This is a genomic window from Micromonospora sp. WMMD730 (assembly GCF_049178955.1).
Lineage (GTDB): Bacteria > Actinomycetota > Actinomycetes > Mycobacteriales > Micromonosporaceae > Micromonospora > Micromonospora wenchangensis.
In genome coordinates this window covers 5,216,751-5,236,710 of the sequence record NZ_JBMHML010000002.1, presented here as the reverse complement: position 1 = coordinate 5,236,710, position 19,960 = coordinate 5,216,751, and the positions used below count along the sequence as shown (strand labels likewise).

Genomic DNA, 19,960 nt, shown 5'->3' with positions numbered 1-19,960 from the left:
TTCAGCCGATGCCGAGTTCGTTGTCGATCAGGTCGAAGATCTCGTCGTCGGTCGCCGTCGAGATCGCGGTCACCTCGTCACCGGTGTCCGCCACCAGGGCGGACCGCTGCTCCTCCACCCGGTCGAGGAAGCCGGCCAGCCGGCCGGACAGCCGGCCCATCGCCGCGGCGGACGGTGCCGCCGCCGACAGGTCGGAGGTCAACCGGTCCAACTCGGCGAACAGCACCGCGAACGGGTCCCGCTCCTGCGGTGTCAGCCGGTCGCCGAGGTGCCGAGCCAGCTGTGCCGGGCTCGGGTGGTCGAAGATCAGGCTGGCCGAGAGCCGCAGCTGGGTCGCCGTGGCGAGCCGGTTACGCAGTTCCACCGCCGTGAGCGAGTCGATGCCGAGGTCCCGGAACTGCCGCTCCGGGGCGATGCCCGCCGCCCCGGCGTGCCCCAGGGTGATCGCCGCGTTCTCACAGACCAGGGTCAGGAGCAGGTCGTGCCGGTCGGCGTCGGTGAGCCCGGCGAGCCGTTCGGGCAGCGGCCGGACCGCCGCCGGTGCGTCCTGCGGCGACGCGTCCACGCCGACCGGCCCGGTCAACGCCCGGAACAGCGGCGCGAGCAGCCCGTCGCGGGCCCGCGCGGTGAGGGTGGGCAGGTACAGCCCCATCGCGACGGTCACCGGTTGGCCCAGGGTGACGGCCGCGTCGAGCGCCGCCAGGCCGTCGGCGACGTCCATCGGTCGTACGCCGATCCGGCTGAGCCGTTGCAGGTCCTGTTCCTGCAGGCCGGCCCCCATCCCCGACTCGGTGTGCCACAGGCCCCACGCGATCGTCGTGCCGGCCAGCCCCATGGTGTGCCGGTGGTGCGTCAACGCGTCCTGGAACGTGTTGGCGGCGGCGTAGTTGGCCTGGCCGGCGTTGCCGAGGGTCCCGGTGGCGCTGCCGAAGACGACGAGATTCACCTCGGGGTGGTGTTGGAGTGCGGTGTGGAGGGTGTGGGTGGTGTCGATTTTGGCGGTGAGGGTGGTGTGGAGGGTGTGGGGGGTTTGGGTGGTGAGGGGGGTGTCGTGGAGGGTGCCGGCGGTGTGGATGACGGTGGTGAGGGGGTGGGTGGTGGGGATGGTGGTGAGGAGTTGGTGGAGTTGGTGGGGTTGGGTGGGGTCGTATTGGGCGGTGGTGGTGGTTGTTCCGTGGGTGTGGAGTTCGGTGGTGAGGGGGGTGAGGGTGTCGGGGTTTCCTCGGGTGGTGAGGAGGAGGTGGTGGTGGGGGTGGGTGGTGGCGAGGTGTCGTGCGGTGTGGGTGGCGAGGGCGCCGGTGGCGCCGGTGATGAGGATGGTGCCGCGTTGCGGCCGGGGGGCGGGGATGGTCAGTGCGATCTTGCCGGTGTGTCGGGCCTGGCTGAGGTGCCGTAGGGCGTCGGGGGCGTTGGTGGCGGGCCAGCAGGTGACGGGTAGGGCGGGTAGGGCGTTGGTGGTGATGAGGTGGGTGAGGGTGGTGAGGAGTTGGTGGATGCGGGTGGGTCCGGCGTCGAGGAGGTCGTAGGGCTGGTAGGTGAGGTGGGGGTGGGTGGTGGTGACGGTGTGGGGGTCGCGGATGTCGGTCTTGCCGATCTCCAGGAAGGTGCCCCCCTCGGCCAGCAGCGCGAGGCTGGTGTCCACGTGCTCGTGGGTCAACGTGTTCAGGACGACGTCGACACCGGCGGGATCGGTCTGCCGGATGCGCCCGCCGTACGCCGTCGTCCGGGAGTCGTGGATGTGGGAGTCCGGCACGCCGAGCGCGCTGAGGGTGGGCTGCTTGGGCGCGCTCGCGGTGGTGTGCACGGTGGCCCCGAGGTGCCGGGCGTAGTGCAGGGCGGCCATCCCGACCCCGCCGGTCGCGGTGTGCAGGAGGAGCCGCTGACCGGCCCGCAGGTCGGCCAGGTCGGTCAGACCGTACATGGCGGTCAGATAGACGATCGGCAGGACCGCCGCCTCGACGTCGCTGAGCCGGGCCGGGGTCCGCACCAGATGACGGTGGTCGGAGACCGCCACCGGACCGGCGCAGCCCTCGGGGAACAGCCCCATCACCCGGTCGCCGACCGAAAGCCCGGTGACCTCGGAACCGACCTCCGTCACGACGCCGGCGCCCTCGCCACCGATCTGCGCGTCGTCGCCCGGGTAGAGCCCCAGCGCGATCATCACGTCCCGGAAGTTCAGGCCGGCCGCGCGCATCGAGACCCGTACCTCGCCGCCGGCCAACGGGCGGTCCCCCGCGGGCGACGGCACCAGCGCCAGGTTCGCCAACGTGCCACGGCTCGTCACGTCCAGCCGCCAGTTGCCACCCCCGTCCGGGGGCTGCAGCACGGCCGCCGACTCGGCGACCGGAACCAGCCGGGGGACCAGTGTGGTGTCGTCGCGGACCGCCGCCTCCGGCTCCGGACCGTCCACCGCCGCCGGCAGCGTCGCGTCGGCCGGACCGGGCAGGTCCAGCAGAGCGAACCGGTCGGGGAACTCGGCACGCGCCGACCGGATCAGACCCCACACCGTGGAGGCCGGTAGATCCTGGATCTCCGGCCCGGTCCGGGTGGCGACCGCCCCCCGGGTGACCGTCACCAGCCGGTGGTCACCGAAGACGGGCTCGCCGACCCACCGTTGCGCCAGCCCCAGGGCCCGTTCGGCGACCTCGTGGGCGAGGGCGACGACCTCGTCCGCCGGACGCGGCGCGGCCCGGTCGATCGCCGGCCCCGGCCCGCCGTCGGTCACGCAGGTCACCATCGTGTCGGCCGGGACCGCCGTGCCGGCGGCGATCGCCGCCGCCAGCGCGTCCAGGTCGGGGTGGACGGTGACGTCGCGGCCGGCCGCGCGGAGCGCGTCGGCCAACCCCAGCGGGTCGACACCGACCACGTGCACGCCGGACGGCTCCACGGTCGGGCCGGCCTCCTGCGGCACCCACTCGACCCGCATCGGTGTGACCGGGGCTTCCGTGGCGGCCGACCGGTCGGCCGTGAACGGCCTGGTGGTCAACTCCTCGACGGTGATCACCTCGACGTCGTCGAGGTCGGTGGCGACCAGCCGTACCGCGTGCTCGGAGAGCCGGGTCAGCCGCACCCGCAGGGCGGAGGCGCTGCGACCGGTCGCGCGCACCCCGCCCCAGGAGAACGGCACCCGCAGCGGGCCGTCGAGGTCGGCCGGCGTCGCGATCAGCGCGTGCAGCGCCGCGTCCAGCAACGCCGGGTGGACGACGTGCCCGTCGACCTCGGTCCCGTCGGGGAGGCTGACCTCCGCGTACAGCTCGTCGCCGTGCCGCCAGAGTGCCCGCAGGTTACGGAAGGTCGGGCCGTAGGCGTAGCCGTGGTCGGTCAACCGCGCGTACAGGCCGGAGAGGTCGACGGCCTGTGCCCCCGGTGGCGGCCAGGCGCCCGGCGGGGACGCGGGCTCGGGTGCCGGCTCGGGGTTGATGGTGGCGGTGGCGTGGGTGGTCCAGGTGGTGGTGGTGCGGGTGTGGATGGTGAGGGTTTGGTGGCCGGTGGGGGTGGGGGTGGTGAGGTGGAGGTGGAGGTGGGTGGGGGTGTGGGGGTGGAGGGTGATGGGGGTGTGGAGGGTGAGGTCGGTGGTGGTGGGGGTGTGGGGGTTGGTGGTGTGGAGGGTGAGGTCGAGTAGGGCGGTGGCGGGGAGGATGGTGGTGTTGTTGATGGTGTGGTGGTGGAGCCAGGGGTGGGTGGTGGTGGTGAGGGTGCCGGTGTGGTGGGTGGTGTGGTCGGGGGTGGTGATGGTGGTGGTGAGGAGGGGGTGGGGGTGGGTGGTGTGGGTGTGGGGTTGGGGGTGGAGCCAGTAGTGGTGGTGTTGGAAGGCGTGGGTGGGGAGGGTGGTGTGGGTGGGGGTGGGGTGGGTGGTGGGGGTGGGTGGGGTGGTGTGGGTGGTGTGGTGGGTGGCGATGGCGGTGGTGAGGGTGTGGTGTTCGGGGTGTTTGGGGTGGAGGGTTGGGGTGAAGGTGTGGCCGGTGGTGTGGGTGTGGGGTGCGGTGGTGGTGAGGGTGGTGTCGGGGCCGAGTTCGATGTGGTGGGTGGGGGTGGTGGTGAGGTGGGTGAGGGCGTGGTGGTAGCGGACGGGTTGGCGGATGTGTTGGGTCCAGTATTCGGGGGTGGTGATGTGGTGGGGGTCGGCGGGTTGGCCGGTGAGGGTGGAGAGGATGGGGGTGTGGGGTTGGTGGTAGGTGAGGGTGGTGGCGGTGGTGTGGAAGGCGTCGAGGATGGGGTCCATGTGGTGGGAGTGGAAGGCGTGGCTGACGTTGAGGCGGGTGGTTTTGTGGTGGTGGGTGTTGAGTTGGTGGGTGAGGTGTTCGATGGCGTCGTGGTCGCCGGAGATGACGAGGTGGTGGGGGCTGTTGATGGCGGCGATGGTGAGTTGGTGGGGGTATTGGGTGAGCCATTGGGTGGCTTGGGTTTCGGTGAGGTTGGTGGCGAGCATGGCGCCGCCGGGGGTGGCGTTTTGCATGTGGTGGCCGCGGGCGGCGACGAGGGTGCAGGCGTCGGGGAGGGTGAGGATGCCGGCGGCGTGGGCGGCGGCGATTTCGCCGACGGAGTGGCCGATGAGGTAGTCGGGGTGGATGTTGTGGTGGGTGAGGAGGGCGTGGAGGGCGGTTTGGAGGGCGAAGAGTGCGGGTTGGGCGTAGCGGGTTTGGTGGAGTGCGGGGTGGTTGGTGAAGACGAGGTCGTGCAGGGGGATGTCGAGGTGGGGGTTGAGGTGGGTGGCGCAGGTGTCGAAGGTTTCGGCGAAGGCGGGGTGTCGGGTGTGGAGTTCGGCGCCCATGTGGGGGCGTTGGGAGCCTTGGCCGGTGAATTGGAAGAGGGTTTTGGTGGTGGTGGCGTGGCCGGTGGCGGTGCCGGGGTGGGGGGTGTTGGTGGTGATGGCGTGTAGGCCGGTGAGGAGGTCGTGGAGGGTGTGGCCGGTGATGGTGGCGCGGTGGGGGTGACGGGTGCGGGTGGTGGCGAGGGCGTGGCTGATGTGGTGGGGGGGTTGGGGGTGGTGGGTGAGGTGGTCGTGCAGGCGTTGGGCCTGGTCGTGGAGGGCGTCGGGGGTGTGGGCGGTGACGGTCCAGGTCAGGAGGGTGTCGGTGGGGGTGGGTTCGTCGGGGGTGGTGGGTTGGGGTTCGGGTTGTTCGAGGATGAGGTGGGCGTTGGTGCCGCTGATGCCGAAGGAGGAGATGGCGGCGCGGCGGGGGCGGTCGTGGTGGGGCCAGGGTTGGGTGGTGGTGAGGAGGGCGACGTTGCCGGTGGTCCAGTCGACGTGGGGGGTGGGTTCGTCGATGTGGAGGGTGGCGGGTAGGAGGCCGTGGTGCATGGCGTGGGTCATTTTGATGACGCTGGCGATGCCGGCGGCGGCTTGGGTGTGGCCGATGTTGGATTTGATGGAGCCGAGCCAGAGGGGGGTGTCGGGGTGGTGTTCCTGGCCGTAGGTGGCCAGGAGGGCGTGGGCTTCGATGGGGTCGCCGAGGGTGGTGCCGGTGCCGTGGGCGTCGACGGCGTCGATGTCGGCGGCGGTGAGGCGGGCGTTGGTCAGGGCGGCGCGGATGACGCGTTCCTGGGCGGGTCCGTTGGGTGCGGTCAGGCCGTTGGACGCGCCGTCCTGGTTGACCGCGCTGCCCCGGATGACCGCGAGGACGCGCCGGCCGGCCCGGCGGGCGTCGGACAACCGCTGCACCACCACCACACCCACACCCTCGCCCCAACCGGTGCCGTCCGCGGACGAGGAGAACGCCTTGCACCGGCCGTCGGGCGCCAGGCCACGCTGGCGGCTGAACTCCACGAAGGTGGTCGGGGTGGCCATCACCGCGACCCCGCCGACGAGCGCCGTCGAACACTCCCGCTTACGCAGCGACTGCGCGGCCAGGTGCAACGCGACCAGCGACGACGAACAGGCGGTGTCTACCGACAGCGCCGGCCCCTCCAGACCGAGCGTGTAGGCGATTCGGCCCGAGGCGAGGCTCGCGAGGCTGCCGTTGGCGACGTAGCCCTCGAAGCTCTTCGGCGCCGGACGCAGCCGGGAGCCGTAGTCGTTGTACATCACCCCGACGAAGACGCCGGTGTCGGTGCCCCGCAACGCGTCCGGCGCGATACCCGCCCGCTCCACCGCCTCCCACGACGTCTCCAACAACAACCGCTGCTGCGGATCCATCGCCAACGCCTCACGCGGCGAGATCCCGAAGAACTCCGCGTCGAACCCACCCGCCTCGTGCAGGAAACCACCCTGCCGCGTGTACGACCGACCCACCGCGTCCGGATCCGGATCGTAGAGACCCTCCAGGTCCCACCCCCGACCCTCCGGAAACCCACCCACCGCGTCCCGACCCTCGACCACCAGGTCCCACAACTGCTCCGGCGAGACCACCCCACCCGGAAAACGACACGCCATACCCACGATCGCGATCGGCTCCCGGTCCTGCTCCTCCACCTCGGCGAGGCGGGCGCGGGTCTGCCGCAGATCGACGGTGGCACGCTTGAGGTACTCACGGAACTTGTCTTCGGAGTTCGACACGGGACAGGCCTTTCCGGGTGCCAGGAATGTGGGAACCCGGCCCACGCGCCCGGTGGGCGGGCTGTCGAGCGAAGGGGCAGGACGTCAGTCCCGCTCGTGCACGGAGATGGCGTTGCTCGGGCAGTGCCGGGCGGCGGTCCGGGCCTCCTCGTACCGGTCCGCGGTCGGCTCGGCGACCAGCACCACGGCGATGCCGTCCTCCTCGCGCTGGTCGAACAGGTCGGGGGCGGCGAGCACACACTGACCCGAGCAGCAGCACTGCTCGTCGTCGACGCTCAGGCGCAGGGAACTCACCAGGTCACCTCCAGGGAGTGCAGGCCGTACACGGTGGCCTCCTTGAACGGCTGCTCCTCGGGGGAGGTCAGCAGCTTCATGGCGGGCAGCCGGGCGAGCACCGTGTCGTAGACGATCTCGAGTTCGGCGCGGGCCAGGTTCTGCCCGAGGCACTGGTGCACGCCGTAGCCGAAGGCGACGTGGCCACGGACGCCGCGCCGGAAGTCGATGGTGGCCGGATCGGCGAAGACGTCGCCGTCGTGGTTGGCGGCGGCGGCGGAGGCGACGAAGCCCTCACCGGCGCGCACCCGGTCCGCACCCAGGTCGATGTCGGCCAGGGCGACCCGGGCGGTGGGGTAGTCGACGATGCTGAAGTAGCGCAGCAGCTCCTCGACGGCGTTCGGGGTCAGGGTGGGATCGTCGGTCAGCTGCGTCGCGAGCCGCTCGTCCCGCAGCAGCGCGAGCAGACCGAGGGAGATCATGCTCGCGGTGGTCTCGTGACCGGCGAGCAGCAGCAGCATCGCGAACCCGGTGAGCAGTTCGTGGTCGTAGCAGTCCGCCGCCCGGTACTTCACCGACAGGCGACCCAGCAGGTCGTCGTCCGGGTCGCCGTCCTTGCTGGTGACCAGGTCGCCGAGGAAGGCGCGCAGCGCGCCGAACGACTCCTGCCGCTGCTGCGGGCTGCTGGAGCGGGCCAGCAGTACCTCGGTGTGCCCTTGGAAGACGTCGCGGGACCCGTAGGGGACACCGAGCAGTTCGCAGATCACCAGGGACGGGACCGGCAGGGCCAGCTCCCGTACCAGGTCCACCGGACGGGTCTCGATCGCCAGTAGCGCGTCGATCCGGTCGTCGACGATCTGCTGGATGCGGGGCCGCAGCTGCCGGATCCGGTGCACGGTGAACTCGGCGGCCACCATCCGCCGGTGCAGCGAGTGCTCCGGCTGGTCCATCGAGAGCAGGAATCCCTTCTGCGCGAAGGCCTGCACGTTGGCGACGGTCGCCGGGAAGCCGGGGTGGGCCCGGTTGGCGCTGGTGGCGGGGTGGCCGAGCAGCGTACGGACGTACTCGTGGCTGGTGGCCAGCCACGCCGTGTTGCCGTCCTGGAGGGTCACCCGGGACAACGGCCGTGCGGCCCGCAGCTCGGCGTACTCGCGTGGTGGGGAGAACGGGCAGGTACGGGGCATGGGGAATGCCGGTGCGCCCGGAACGCCGTCTTCGGTCATGCCGGGAACCTAGGGACGGGTTCTAAATTCGCCCTTACCCGGGCCCGTCAGGCCCCGGTTTCCCGGCTCCCAACAGGCGATTTAGAGCCCTGATAGGGCGATCTAAGTAGGCACGCGGACAGTCCTGTGCAGTCCGATGGGTCTGCTCTCCTCAGGCCCGCTACCCCCAGGGGGATGGCCCGCGATGGCGAACGAAGACAAGCTCCGTGAGTACCTCAAGCGGGTCACCACCGACCTGCAGCAGACCCGACGCCGGCTGGCGGAGGTGGAGGGCGCCGATCGGGAGCCGATCGCGATCGTGGGTATGGCGTGTCGTTTTCCGGGTGGGGTGGTCTCGCCGGAGCAGTTGTGGGACCTGGTGGTCGAGGGTCGGGACGCGGTGGGTGGGTTTCCGGAGGGTCGGGGGTGGGACCTGGAGGGTCTCTACGATCCGGATCCGGACGCGGTGGGTCGGTCGTACACGCGGCAGGGTGGTTTCCTGCACGAGGCGGGTGGGTTCGACGCGGAGTTCTTCGGGATCTCGCCGCGTGAGGCGTTGGCGATGGATCCGCAGCAGCGGTTGTTGTTGGAGACGTCGTGGGAGGCGGTGGAGCGGGCGGGTATCGCGCCGGACGCGTTGCGGGGCACCGACACCGGCGTCTTCGTCGGCGCGATTCCGCAGGACTACGCGCCGGACGTCCGTGCCGTGCCGGCCGAGGCCGAGGGGTACGTCGGCTCCGGCGTGCTGACCAGCGTGGCCTCGGGCCGGATCTCCTACACGCTGGGCCTGGAGGGGCCGGCGCTGTCGGTGGACACCGCCTGCTCGTCGTCCCTGGTCGCGTTGCACCTGGCGGTCCAGTCCCTGCGCCGGGGGGAGTGCTCGATGGCGCTGGCCGGTGGCGTGACGGTGATGTCCGCGCCGCGGTTGTTCATCGAGTTCAGCCGGCAGCGCGGGCTGTCCCGCGACGGCCGCTGCCGTGCCTTCGCCGCCGGAGCCGACGGGACCGGCTTCGCCGAGGGTGTGGGTGTGGTGGTGGTGCAGCGGTTGTCCGACGCCCGTCGGGCCGGCCGGCGCGTCCTCGCGGTCATCCGGGGCAGCGCGGTCAACCAGGACGGCGCGTCCAACGGCCTGACCGCACCCAACGGACCCGCCCAGGAACGCGTCATCCGCGCCGCCCTGACCAACGCCCGCCTCACCGCCGCCGACATCGACGCCGTCGACGCCCACGGCACCGGCACCACCCTCGGCGACCCCATCGAAGCCCACGCCCTCCTGGCCACCTACGGCCAGGAACACCACCCCGACACCCCCCTCTGGCTCGGCTCCATCAAATCCAACATCGGCCACACCCAAGCCGCCGCCGGCATCGCCAGCGTCATCAAAATGACCCACGCCATGCACCACGGCCTCCTACCCGCCACCCTCCACATCGACGAACCCACCCCCCACGTCGACTGGACCACCGGCAACGTCGCCCTCCTCACCACCACCCAACCCTGGCCCCACCACGACCGCCCCCGCCGCGCCGCCATCTCCTCCTTCGGCATCAGCGGCACCAACGCCCACCTCATCCTCGAACAACCCGAACCCCAACCCACCACCCCCGACGAACCCACCCCCACCGACACCCTCCTGACCTGGACCGTCACCGCCCACACCCCCGACGCCCTCCACGACCAGGCCCAACGCCTGCACGACCACCTCACCCACCACCCCCAACCCCCCCACCACATCAGCCACGCCCTCGCCACCACCCGCACCCGTCACCCCCACCGCGCCACCATCACCGGCCACACCCTCCACGACCTCCTCACCGGCCTACACGCCATCACCACCAACACCCCCCACCCCGGCACCGCCACCGGCCACGCCACCACCACCAAAACCCTCTTCCAATTCACCGGCCAAGGCTCCCAACGCCCCCACATGGGCGCCGAACTCCACACCCGACACCCCGCCTTCGCCGAAACCTTCGACACCTGCGCCACCCACCTCAACCCCCACCTCGACATCCCCCTGCACGACCTCGTCTTCACCAACCACCCCGCACTCCACCAAACCCGCTACGCCCAACCCGCACTCTTCGCCCTCCAAACCGCCCTCCACGCCCTCCTCACCCACCACAACATCCACCCCGACTACCTCATCGGCCACTCCGTCGGCGAAATCGCCGCCGCCCACGCCGCCGGCATCCTCACCCTCCCCGACGCCTGCACCCTCGTCGCCGCCCGCGGCCACCACATGCAAAACGCCACCCCCGGCGGCGCCATGCTCGCCACCAACCTCACCGAAACCCAAGCCACCCAATGGCTCACCCAATACCCCCACCAACTCACCATCGCCGCCATCAACAGCCCCCACCACCTCGTCATCTCCGGCGACCACGACGCCATCGAACACCTCACCCACCAACTCAACACCCACCACCACAAAACCACCCGCCTCAACGTCAGCCACGCCTTCCACTCCCACCACATGGACCCCATCCTCGACGCCTTCCACACCACCGCCACCACCCTCACCTACCACCAACCCCACACCCCCATCCTCTCCACCCTCACCGGCCAACCCGCCGACCCCCACCACATCACCACCCCCGAATACTGGACCCAACACATCCGCCAACCCGTCCGCTACCACCACGCCCTCACCCACCTCACCACCACCCCCACCCACCACATCGAACTCGGCCCCGACACCACCCTCACCACCACCGCACCCCACACCCACACCACCGGCCACACCTTCACCCCAACCCTCCACCCCAAACACCCCGAACACCACACCCTCACCACCGCCATCGCCACCCACCACACCACCCACACCACCCCACCCACCCCCACCACCCACCCCACCCCCACCCACACCACCCTCCCCACCCACGCCTTCCAACACCACCACTACTGGCTCCACCCCCAACCCCACACCCACACCACCCACCCCCACCCCCTCCTCACCACCACCATCACCACCCCCGACCACACCACCCACCACACCGGCACCCTCACCACCACCACCCACCCCTGGCTCCACCACCACACCATCAACAACACCACCATCCTCCCCGCCACCGCCCTACTCGACCTCACCCTCCACACCACCAACCCCCACACCCCCACCACCACCGACCTCACCCTCCACACCCCCATCACCCTCCACCCCCACACCCCCACCCACCTCCACCTCCACCTCACCACCCCCACCCCCACCGGCCACCAAACCCTCACCATCCACACCCGCACCACCACCACCTGGACCACCCACGCCACCGCCACCATCAACCCCGAGGAACCCACCGTCCCGGCGGAGATCGGCGCCTGGCCCCCGGCCGGCGAACCGGTCGACGTCGACGCGCTCTACCCGCTGCTCGCCGCGAGGGGCTACCAGTACGGGCCCGCCTTCCAGAACCTGCGCCGTGCCTGGCGCGCCGGCCCCGACGTCTACGCCGAGGTCGAGCTGCCCGACGACCTGCGCCCGGAGGGTTACGCGGTGCACCCGGCGCTCGCCGACGCGGCCCTGCACGCGCTGATCGCCGTCGCCGCCGAGCACCCCGACGCCGCGCCGCGCGTGCCGTACAGCTTCTCCGGCGTCGCCGTGCACGCCACCCTGGCCACGTCGGTCCGGGCCCGGCTGACCGCGATCGGCGAGGACGCGTACCAGGTGCTGCTGGAGGACCCGGACGGGCACCCCGTGCTCTCCGTCGACCGCCTCGACCTGCGCGCGCTGGACCCCGCCACGCTGCCCGTCGTCGCCGCGCCCGGCACCGAGCTGCTGCACCGCCTCGACTGGCAGGAGCTGCGCGTGGACGCCACGCCGCCGGCCGAACCGGTTGACTGGGCCGTCCTCGGCACGCCCGGTCCGGCGCTGCGCGGCGCGCTGCCCGGTCTGCGCCAGGTGCCGGACCTCGCCGCCCTGCTCGCCGGTGAGCTGCCCGAGGTGGTCTTCCTGACCTGCCGGACCCCCTGCCCGGACGAGACGCCCGCCGACGCCACGGCCGCCACCACCGACGACCCGGTCGCCGCCGCACACGAGCTGACCGAGGCGCTGCTGCACCGCCTCCAGCAGTGGCTCGCCGAGGAGCGGCTGACCGGCACCCGGCTGGTGATCACCACCGAGGGTGGGGTCGCCGCGCACCTCGCCGACCAGATCGCCGACCTGGCCGCCGCCGCCTGCTGGGGCCTCACCCGCTCGGCGCAGGCCGAACACCCCGACCGGTTCGTGCTGCTCGACCTGGACGGACGCCCGACCGACACGTCGGTGCTGGCCGCCGCGCTGGCCACGGCCGAGCCGCACCTCGCGGTGCGCTTCGGCGGGGCGTACGTCGACCGGCTGGTCCGCTGCGCCGACGACCCGGCGCGGCTGGTGCCGCCGGCTGAGAACTGGCGGTTCGGCACCACCTCCGCCGGCACCCTGGCCAACGTCGCCATGGTCCCGGCACCCGAGGCGCTGCGCCCGCTACGCGACGGCGAGGTGCGGGTACGCACCCACGCCACCGGCCTGAACTTCCGCGACGTGCTCATCGCGCTGGGCAGCTACCCCGGTGAGGCGCCGCTGGGCAGCGAGGGCGCGGGCGTGGTCGTGGAGACCGGTCCCGGCGTGACCGGACTCGACCCGGGCGACCGGGTGATGGGTCTCTTCTCCGAGGGCACCGGCCCGCTCGCGGTCTGCGACCATCGCCTGCTCACCCGGACCCCCGACCACCTCAGCGACAGCCAGGCCGCGGTGCTGCCGATCGCCTACCTGACCGCCATGTACGGCCTCGGCGACCTCGCCGGCCTGCGGGCGGGGCAGTCCGTCCTGATCCACACCGCGACCGGCGGGGTCGGGATGGCCGCCCTGCACTACGCCCGGCACCTCGGGGCCACCGTGCACACCACCGCGAGCGCGCCCAAGCAGCCCACCCTCAGCGCGCTCGGCGTGCCGGACTCCCACATCCACGACTCCCGCACCACCGCGTACCGGGAGGGGATCGCGGCGGTGGCCCCGCAGGGGGTCGACGTCGTCCTCAACAGCCTCACCCAGGCGCACGTCGACGCGGGTCTGGCGCTGCTGGCCGAGGGGGGCACCTTCCTGGAGATCGGCAAGACCGACATCCGCGACCCCCACACCATCACCACCACCCACCCCCACCTCACCTACCAGCCCTACGACCTCCTCGACGCCGGACCCACCCGCATCCACCAACTCCTCACCACCCTCACCCACCTCATCACCACCAACGCCCTACCCGCCCTCCCGGTGGCCGTCTGGCCCGCCAGTGAGCTTCCCGACGTGCTGCGTCACCTCAGCCTGGGCCGGCACACCGGCAAGCTGGCCGTCACGGTGCCCGTGCCGAAGCCCACCCGGGGCACCATCCTCATCACCGGCGCCACCGGCGCCCTCGCCACCCACACCGCACGACACCTCGCCACCACCCACCCCCACCACCACCTCCTCCTCACCACCCGAGGAAACCCCGACACCCTCACCCCCCTCACCACCGAACTCCACACCCACGGAACAACCACCACCACCGCCCAATACGACCCCACCCAACCCCACCAACTCCACCAACTCCTCACCACCATCCCCACCACCCACCCCCTCACCACCGTCATCCACACCGCCGGCACCCTCCACGACACCCCCCTCACCACCCAAACCCCCCACACCCTCCACACCACCCTCACCGCCAAAATCGACACCACCCACACCCTCCACACCGCACTCCAACACCACCCCGACGTCACCCTCGTCACCTACAGCAGCGCCGCGGCGACCTTCGGGAACCCGGGTCAGGCCAACTACGGCGCGGCCAACGCCTTCCAGGACGCCCTCGCCCACCAACGCCACCGCAGCGGCCTGCGCGCCACCGCCATCGGATGGGGACTCTGGGACACCACCGACGGGATGGCCGGCGGTCTCGGCCGGGCCGAACTCGACCGGATCGCGGCGGCCGGCGTACTGCCGATCGACGTGCACCAGGGGCTCGCCGCCCTCGACGCCGTGCTCGACGCGGACCGCCCCACGGTCCTGCCGGTACGGCTGAACCTGAACGCGTTCACCGCCCGGGACGCCGTACCGCCGATGCTCAGCCGGCTGGTCCGCCCGGCGCGGCGGCGGGCCGCCACGGGTGCCGGCGGCACCGGTGAACTCGCCCGACGGCTGGCCGGGCAGAGCGCCCAGGAGCAGACCGCCTTCCTCACCGACCTGGTACGCGCCGAGGTGGACGTGGTCCTCGGTCGCACCGACGGCGAACCGGTCGACCCGCAGCGGCCCTTCCGGGAGCTGGGTGTGGACTCGCTGACGGCCGTCGAGCTGCGCAACCGGTTGGTCGCGGCGACCGGCGTCCCGCTCGCCGCGACCGCGGTCTTCGACCACCCCACCCCGGCCGCGCTGGTGGAGCACCTGCGCACCGTCGTCGCCGGACCGGACGGCGCGGCACCGGCGTCGCCGACGATCCGTACCGCCGTCGCGGTCGCCGACGACCCGGTCGCCATCGTCGCCATGTCCTGCCGGTTCCCCGGCGGCGTCACCAGCCCGGAACACCTGTGGCGGGTGGTCGCCGACGGCGTCGACACCGTCGGCGACTTCCCCACCGACCGGGGCTGGAACGTGGACGACCTCTTCGACCCCGACCCGGCCGCCGTCGGCCGGACCTACACCCGGCAGGGCGGGTTCCTCCTCGACGCCGACACGTTCGACGCGGACTTCTTCGAGATCAGCCCCCGTGAGGCGGCGGCCATGGACCCGCAGCAGCGGTTGCTGCTGGAGACCTCGTGGGAGGCCATCGAGGCGGCCGGCATGGACCCCGCGGACCTGCGCGGCAGCGACACCGGCGTCTTCGTCGGCGTCATCACCAGCGACTACGTCACCCGGCTGGGCCACACCCCGGCCAGCGTCGAGGGACACGTCTCCACCGGCACCACCACGAGCGTCGCGTCCGGCCGCATCGCGTACACGCTCGGCCTGGAGGGGCCGGCGATCACGGTGGACACCGCCTGCTCGTCGTCGCTGGTCGCGCTGCACCTCGCCGCCGGCTCGCTGCGCTCGGGCGAGTGCTCGCTCGCCCTGGTCGGCGGCGCCACCGTGATGGCCGGGCCGGTCAACTTCGTCGAGTTCAGCCGGCAGCGGGCGCTGTCCCCCGACGGCCGCTGCAAGGCGTTCTCGTCCTCTGCCGACGGTACGGGCTGGGGTGAGGGCGTCGGCGTGATCATTTTGGAGCGGTTGTCGGATGCGCGGCGTCACGGGCACCCCGTGTTGGCGGTGGTGCGGGGTAGTGCGGTTAATCAGGATGGTGCGTCGAATGGGTTGACGGCGCCGCATGGTCCGTCGCAGGAGCGGGTGATTCGTCAGGCGTTGGCGAGTGGTGGTTTGTCGGCGGGTGATGTGGATGTGGTGGAGGCGCATGGTACGGGGACGCGGTTGGGTGATCCGATCGAGGCGCAGGCGTTGTTGGCGACGTACGGTCGGGAGCACTCGGCGGATCGTCCGCTGTACCTCGGCTCGCTGAAGTCGAACATCGGCCACACCCTCGCCGCCGCCGGAGTGGCCGGCGTGATCAAGATGGTGCTGGCGATGCGCGCCGGGGTGATGCCGAAGACGTTGCACGTGGGCGAGCCGACGACGCATGTGGACTGGTCGTCCGGCGCGGTGGAGCTGCTCACCGAGGCACGGCCGTGGGACGGCGAACGTCCCCGCCGGTCGGCGGTCTCCTCGTTCGGTATGAGCGGGACGAACGCACACGTGGTCCTGGAGGGGGTGCCGGAGCCGGCGACGGCGGTGGTTCCCGATGGCGGTGAGCCGGATGGTCCGGTGTCGTTGGTGTTGTCGGCGCGGTCGGTGGGGTCGTTGCGGGCGCAGGCGTTGCGGTTGGCGGGGTTTGTGGGTGGTGGTGGGGTGTCGTTGTCGGATGTGGCGTGGACGTTGGCGGGTCGTGCGGTTTTTGGTCATCGTGCGGTGGTGGTGGGTGGTTCGCGGGCGGAGTTGGTGGCGGGTTTGACGGCGTTGGGTTCGGGTTCGGATTATGTTCCGCCGTCGGTTTCCTCGGCTGTTTCGTCGTCGGTTTCTTCGGTTGTTTCGTCGGGGGTGGTGTCGTCGGTTTGTTCGGGTGTGGTGTCGGGTGGGGTGGTGTCGGGTGGGACGGTGTTTGTGTTTCCGGGTCAGGGGTCGCAGTGGTGGGGTATGGGTCGGGAGTTGTGGGGGTGTGATGCTGTTTTTCGGGGGCGGTTTGAGGAGTGTGTTGGGGTGTTGGGTGGGTTGGTGGATTGGGATGTTCGTGGGGTGTTGTTGGAGGGTGGGGAGGAGTGGTTGGGGCGGGTTGATGTGGTGCAGCCGGCGTTGTTTGTGTTGATGGTGTGTTTGGCGGAGGTGTGGCGGGCTGCGGGTGTGGTGCCGGATGCGGTGGTGGGTCATTCGCAGGGTGAGGTGGCGGCGGCGTGTGTGGCGGGGGTGTTGTCGTTGGAGGATGCGTTGCGGGTGGTGGTGGGTCGTTCGCGGTTGGTGGGGGAGCGGTTGGCGGGGTTGGGGGGGATGGTGTCGGTGGGGTTGTCGGTGGGGGAGGTGGAGTCGTGGTTGGTGGGTTTTGGTGGTGACCTGGTTGTGGGTGTGGTGAATGGGCCGGGGTCGTGTGTGGTGGCGGGTCCGGTGGGTTTGTTGGGTGATTTGGTGGGGTTGTTGGAGGGGGTGGGGGTGTGGTGTCGGTGGGTGCCGGTGGATTATGCGTCGCATCATCCGGTGGTGGATGTGGTGCGGGAGGAGTTGTTGGGTTTGGTGGGGGATGTGGTTGGTGGGGTGGGGGATGTGGTGGTGTATTCGTCGGTGCGGGGTGGTGTGGTGTCGGGTGTGGAGTTGGGGGGTGGTTATTGGTTTGAGAATTTGCGGTCGGCGGTGCGGTTTGAGGAGGTGGTGGGGGTGTTGGTGGGTGATGGGTTTTCGCGGTTTGTGGAGTGTTCTCCGCATCCGGTGTTGTCGGTGGGTTTGCGGGAGTCGTTGGAGGTGTTGGGTTCGGGTGGTGTGGTGGTGCCGACGTTGCGTCGGGGTGAGGGTGGTGTGGGTCGGGTGTTGTTGTCGTTGGGTGAGGCGTTTGTGTCGGGGGTGGGGGTTGATTGGCGTGGGGTGGTGGGTGCGGGTCGGTTGGTGGAGGTGCCGACGTATGCGTTCCAGGGGGAGCGGTACTGGTTGGAGGCACCCCGCAACACCGGCGACCTGAGTGCCGCCGGGCTGGACCAGGCCGGCCACCCGATGCTCGGTGCCGCGGTCGAGCTGGCCGGCGACGCCGGGACCCTCTACACCGGCCGCTTCTCCCTCACCACCCACCCGTGGCTCGCCGACCACCTGGTCGGCGGCACCGTCCTGCTGCCCGGCGCGGCCTTCGTCGACCTTGCCCTGCACTGCGCCGCGCACGCCGGACTCGCCATGGTCGACGACCTGACCCTGCACGCGCCGCTCGCGCTGCCCGCGCACGGCGTCGTGGACCTCCAGGTCGTCGCGTCCGGCCCGGACGACACCGGCCGACGCCGGGTGACGATCCACGGCCGGTCGGCCGACACCGACTCCGGTCAGGACTGGGTCCTGCACGCCAGCGGTGTGCTCACCCCGGTCGCCGACCCCGCCGGCACCACCCCGGCCAACTGGCCGCCGGTCGACGCCGTACCCGTCGACCTCACCGGCCTGTACGACCGGCTCGCCGAGCACGGCTACGGCTACGGCACCGCCTTCCGGGGCCTGACCGGGCTGTGGCGGGACCCGGAGCACTGCTATGCCGAGATCACCCTGCCGGAGGGCACCGACCCCGCCGGCCACCGGCTGCACCCCGCGCTGCTCGACGCGGCCCTGCACCCCCTGCTCGCGCTCGCCCTCGCCGACACCGACGGCCCGTTGCCGCTGCGGATACCGTTCTCCTGGCAGGGGGTGACGGCCACCGACGTGACGCCCACCCGGCTGCGGGTGCGGTGGGACGCCTCCGGCGGCGAGACCGTCCGGATGGACATGGCCGACGACACCGGCGTCCCGATCGGGTCGGTGCGCGCGCTGACCCTCCGCGAGATCGACCCGGCCCGGCTCGCCGCGCTGCGCACCGACCGGCTGCCGCTCCACGAGATCCGCTGGAGTCCGGTCGAGATCCCCGCCGTGGCGGACCCCACGCAGGACCGGGTCCTCGTCGGCGCGGACGGGCACCACCTGCGCGAGCTGCCGGGCGTCGACCCGGTGGACTACCCGGACATCGAGTCGCTGCGGGCGGCGGTCGTCGACGGCCGGCCGGCCCCGTCCACCGTGCTGGTCTCCTGCACCGGGTCGGCACCCGGTGCCGGGCCCGACCCGGCCGGCACCGGGCTGCCCACCCGACGGGTGCTCGACCTGGTGCAGGGCTGGCTCGCCTGCGGTGAGCTGGCACAGTCGAAACTCGTCGTGGTCACCAGCGGCGCGCTGCCGCTGCCCGGCGACGCCGACGTCGACCTGGCCGTGGCACCGGTCGCCGGCCTGCTGCGCACCGCACGGGCGGAGAACCCCGGCGCGGTGGTGCACATCGACGTCGACGCGGACTCGGGCACCGCCCTGCCCGGCGCGCTGGCCACCGGCGAGCCGGAGATCGCGCTGCGGCACGGCGTCGGTCTGGTGCCCCGGATGGTGGTACGCCGGTCGGAGGAACCCGCCACACCGCCGAGGCTCGACCCGGACGGCACCGTCCTGATCACGGGGGCCACCGGGGCGCTCGGCGCTCTCGTCGCCCGGCACCTGGTCACGACGTACGGCGTGCGGCACCTGCTGTTGCTGAGCCGGCGCGGCGCGGACGCGCCGGGCGCCGAGGAACTGCTCGCCGACCTCAGCGCGCTGGGGGCGACGGCCCGGTTGGTCGCCTGTGACGTCGGGGAACGGGAATCCGTGGCCGCGGCGCTCGCCACCGTGCCGGCCGCCCATCCGCTCACCGCGGTCGTGCACGCCGCCGGCGTCATCGACGACGGGGTGCTGCCCAGCCTCACCCCGCAACGCCTCGACGCCGTCTGGCAGCCGAAGGCGCAGGCCGCCCTGCACCTGCACGAGTTGACCGCGGACGCCGACCTGGCCGCGTTCGTGCTGTTCTCCTCGGTGGCGGGTCAACTCGGCAACCTCGGCCAGGGCAACTACGCGGCGGCGAACGTCGCCCTCGACGCGCTCGCCGAACACCGCCGCGCCGCCGGCCTGGTCGGCACCTCCCTGGTCTGGGGCCTGTGGGGAGACACCGACGGCACCGGGGCCGGCGCGGCGGCGAAACTCGACCGGGCGGCGCTGGACCGGGTCAGCCGGGGCGGCCTGCTGCCGCTGTCACTCGACGAGGGGCTCGCCCTCTTCGACGACGCGCTGGCGGCCGGACCGGCGGTGCTGGTCACCGCCCGCTTCGACATCGCCGGCCTGAGCGCCCGCACCGAGACCGACAACGTGCCGCCCCGGCTGTACGGGCTGGCCCGCACGGCCCGCCGTCCCGGCGGTGGCCAGCAGCCGTCGCAGCCGCTGGTCACCCGGCTCGCCGGGCTGCCGGTCGGTGAGCAGCAGAAGATCGTGCTGGATCTGGTGCGCAGGAACGTCGTCGCCGTCCTCGGTGGTGACCGGGTGGCGCGCGTGGACGACGACCTGTCGTTCAAGGAACTCGGCTTCGAGTCCCTGTCCGCGGTGGAGCTGCGCAACCGGCTCAGCGCAGCGACCGGTCTGCAACTGCCGGCCACGATGGTCTTCGACCACCCCCGGCCCACCTCGCTCGCCGACTTCATCCGGGAGACCGCCGCGCCGGCCGACGCCGAGGGGCCGGTCCTCGCCGAACTCGACCGGCTGTCCGCCGCCATGGCGGCGGCCTCCTCCGACCGTGGCCTGCGCCGGCTGGTCGCCTCGCGGCTGGAGAGCATGCTCGCCGACTGGAAGGCCGCCCCGACGGACCGGCAGGCCGGCACCGACGCCAACGCGCTCATCGAGTCCGCGTCGGTGGCCGAGATCTTCGACCTGATCGACCAGGAGTTCGGCACGGTGCCGCAGTGA

At 71.7% G+C, this 19,960-nt stretch carries 3 protein-coding genes and 1 pseudogene; 1 reads left to right on the top strand and 3 read right to left on the bottom strand.

Features of this window, described 5'->3' with window-relative positions; genetic code table 11:
* Position 1 precedes the first annotated feature (1 nt).
* The 3 genes and pseudogenes from ACN265_RS22145 to ACN265_RS22135 all read right to left on the bottom strand — a co-directional run.
* Positions 2 to 6,448 (bottom strand): annotated as a pseudogene (locus tag ACN265_RS22145) (SDR family NAD(P)-dependent oxidoreductase); the annotation flags it as partial.
* Between the two features lie 132 nt (positions 6,449 to 6,580).
* Entirely contained in the window at positions 6,581 to 6,790 is a 210-nt protein-coding gene (locus ACN265_RS22140) for a ferredoxin (RefSeq protein ID WP_307826481.1), read from the bottom strand.
* Complete coding sequence (locus ACN265_RS22135) at positions 6,787 to 7,992, bottom strand: cytochrome P450 (protein ID WP_204928633.1); 1,206 nt, start codon at positions 7,990 to 7,992, stop codon at positions 6,787 to 6,789. Before ACN265_RS22135 ends, ACN265_RS22140 begins: the two co-directional genes overlap by 4 nt.
* A gap of 184 nt (positions 7,993 to 8,176) precedes the next feature.
* Between ACN265_RS22135 and ACN265_RS22130 the strand changes: the two genes are divergently transcribed.
* Positions 8,177 to 19,960 (top strand): SDR family NAD(P)-dependent oxidoreductase, encoded by an 11,784-nt coding sequence (locus ACN265_RS22130; protein WP_421409259.1) that lies wholly within the window; start codon positions 8,177 to 8,179, stop codon positions 19,958 to 19,960.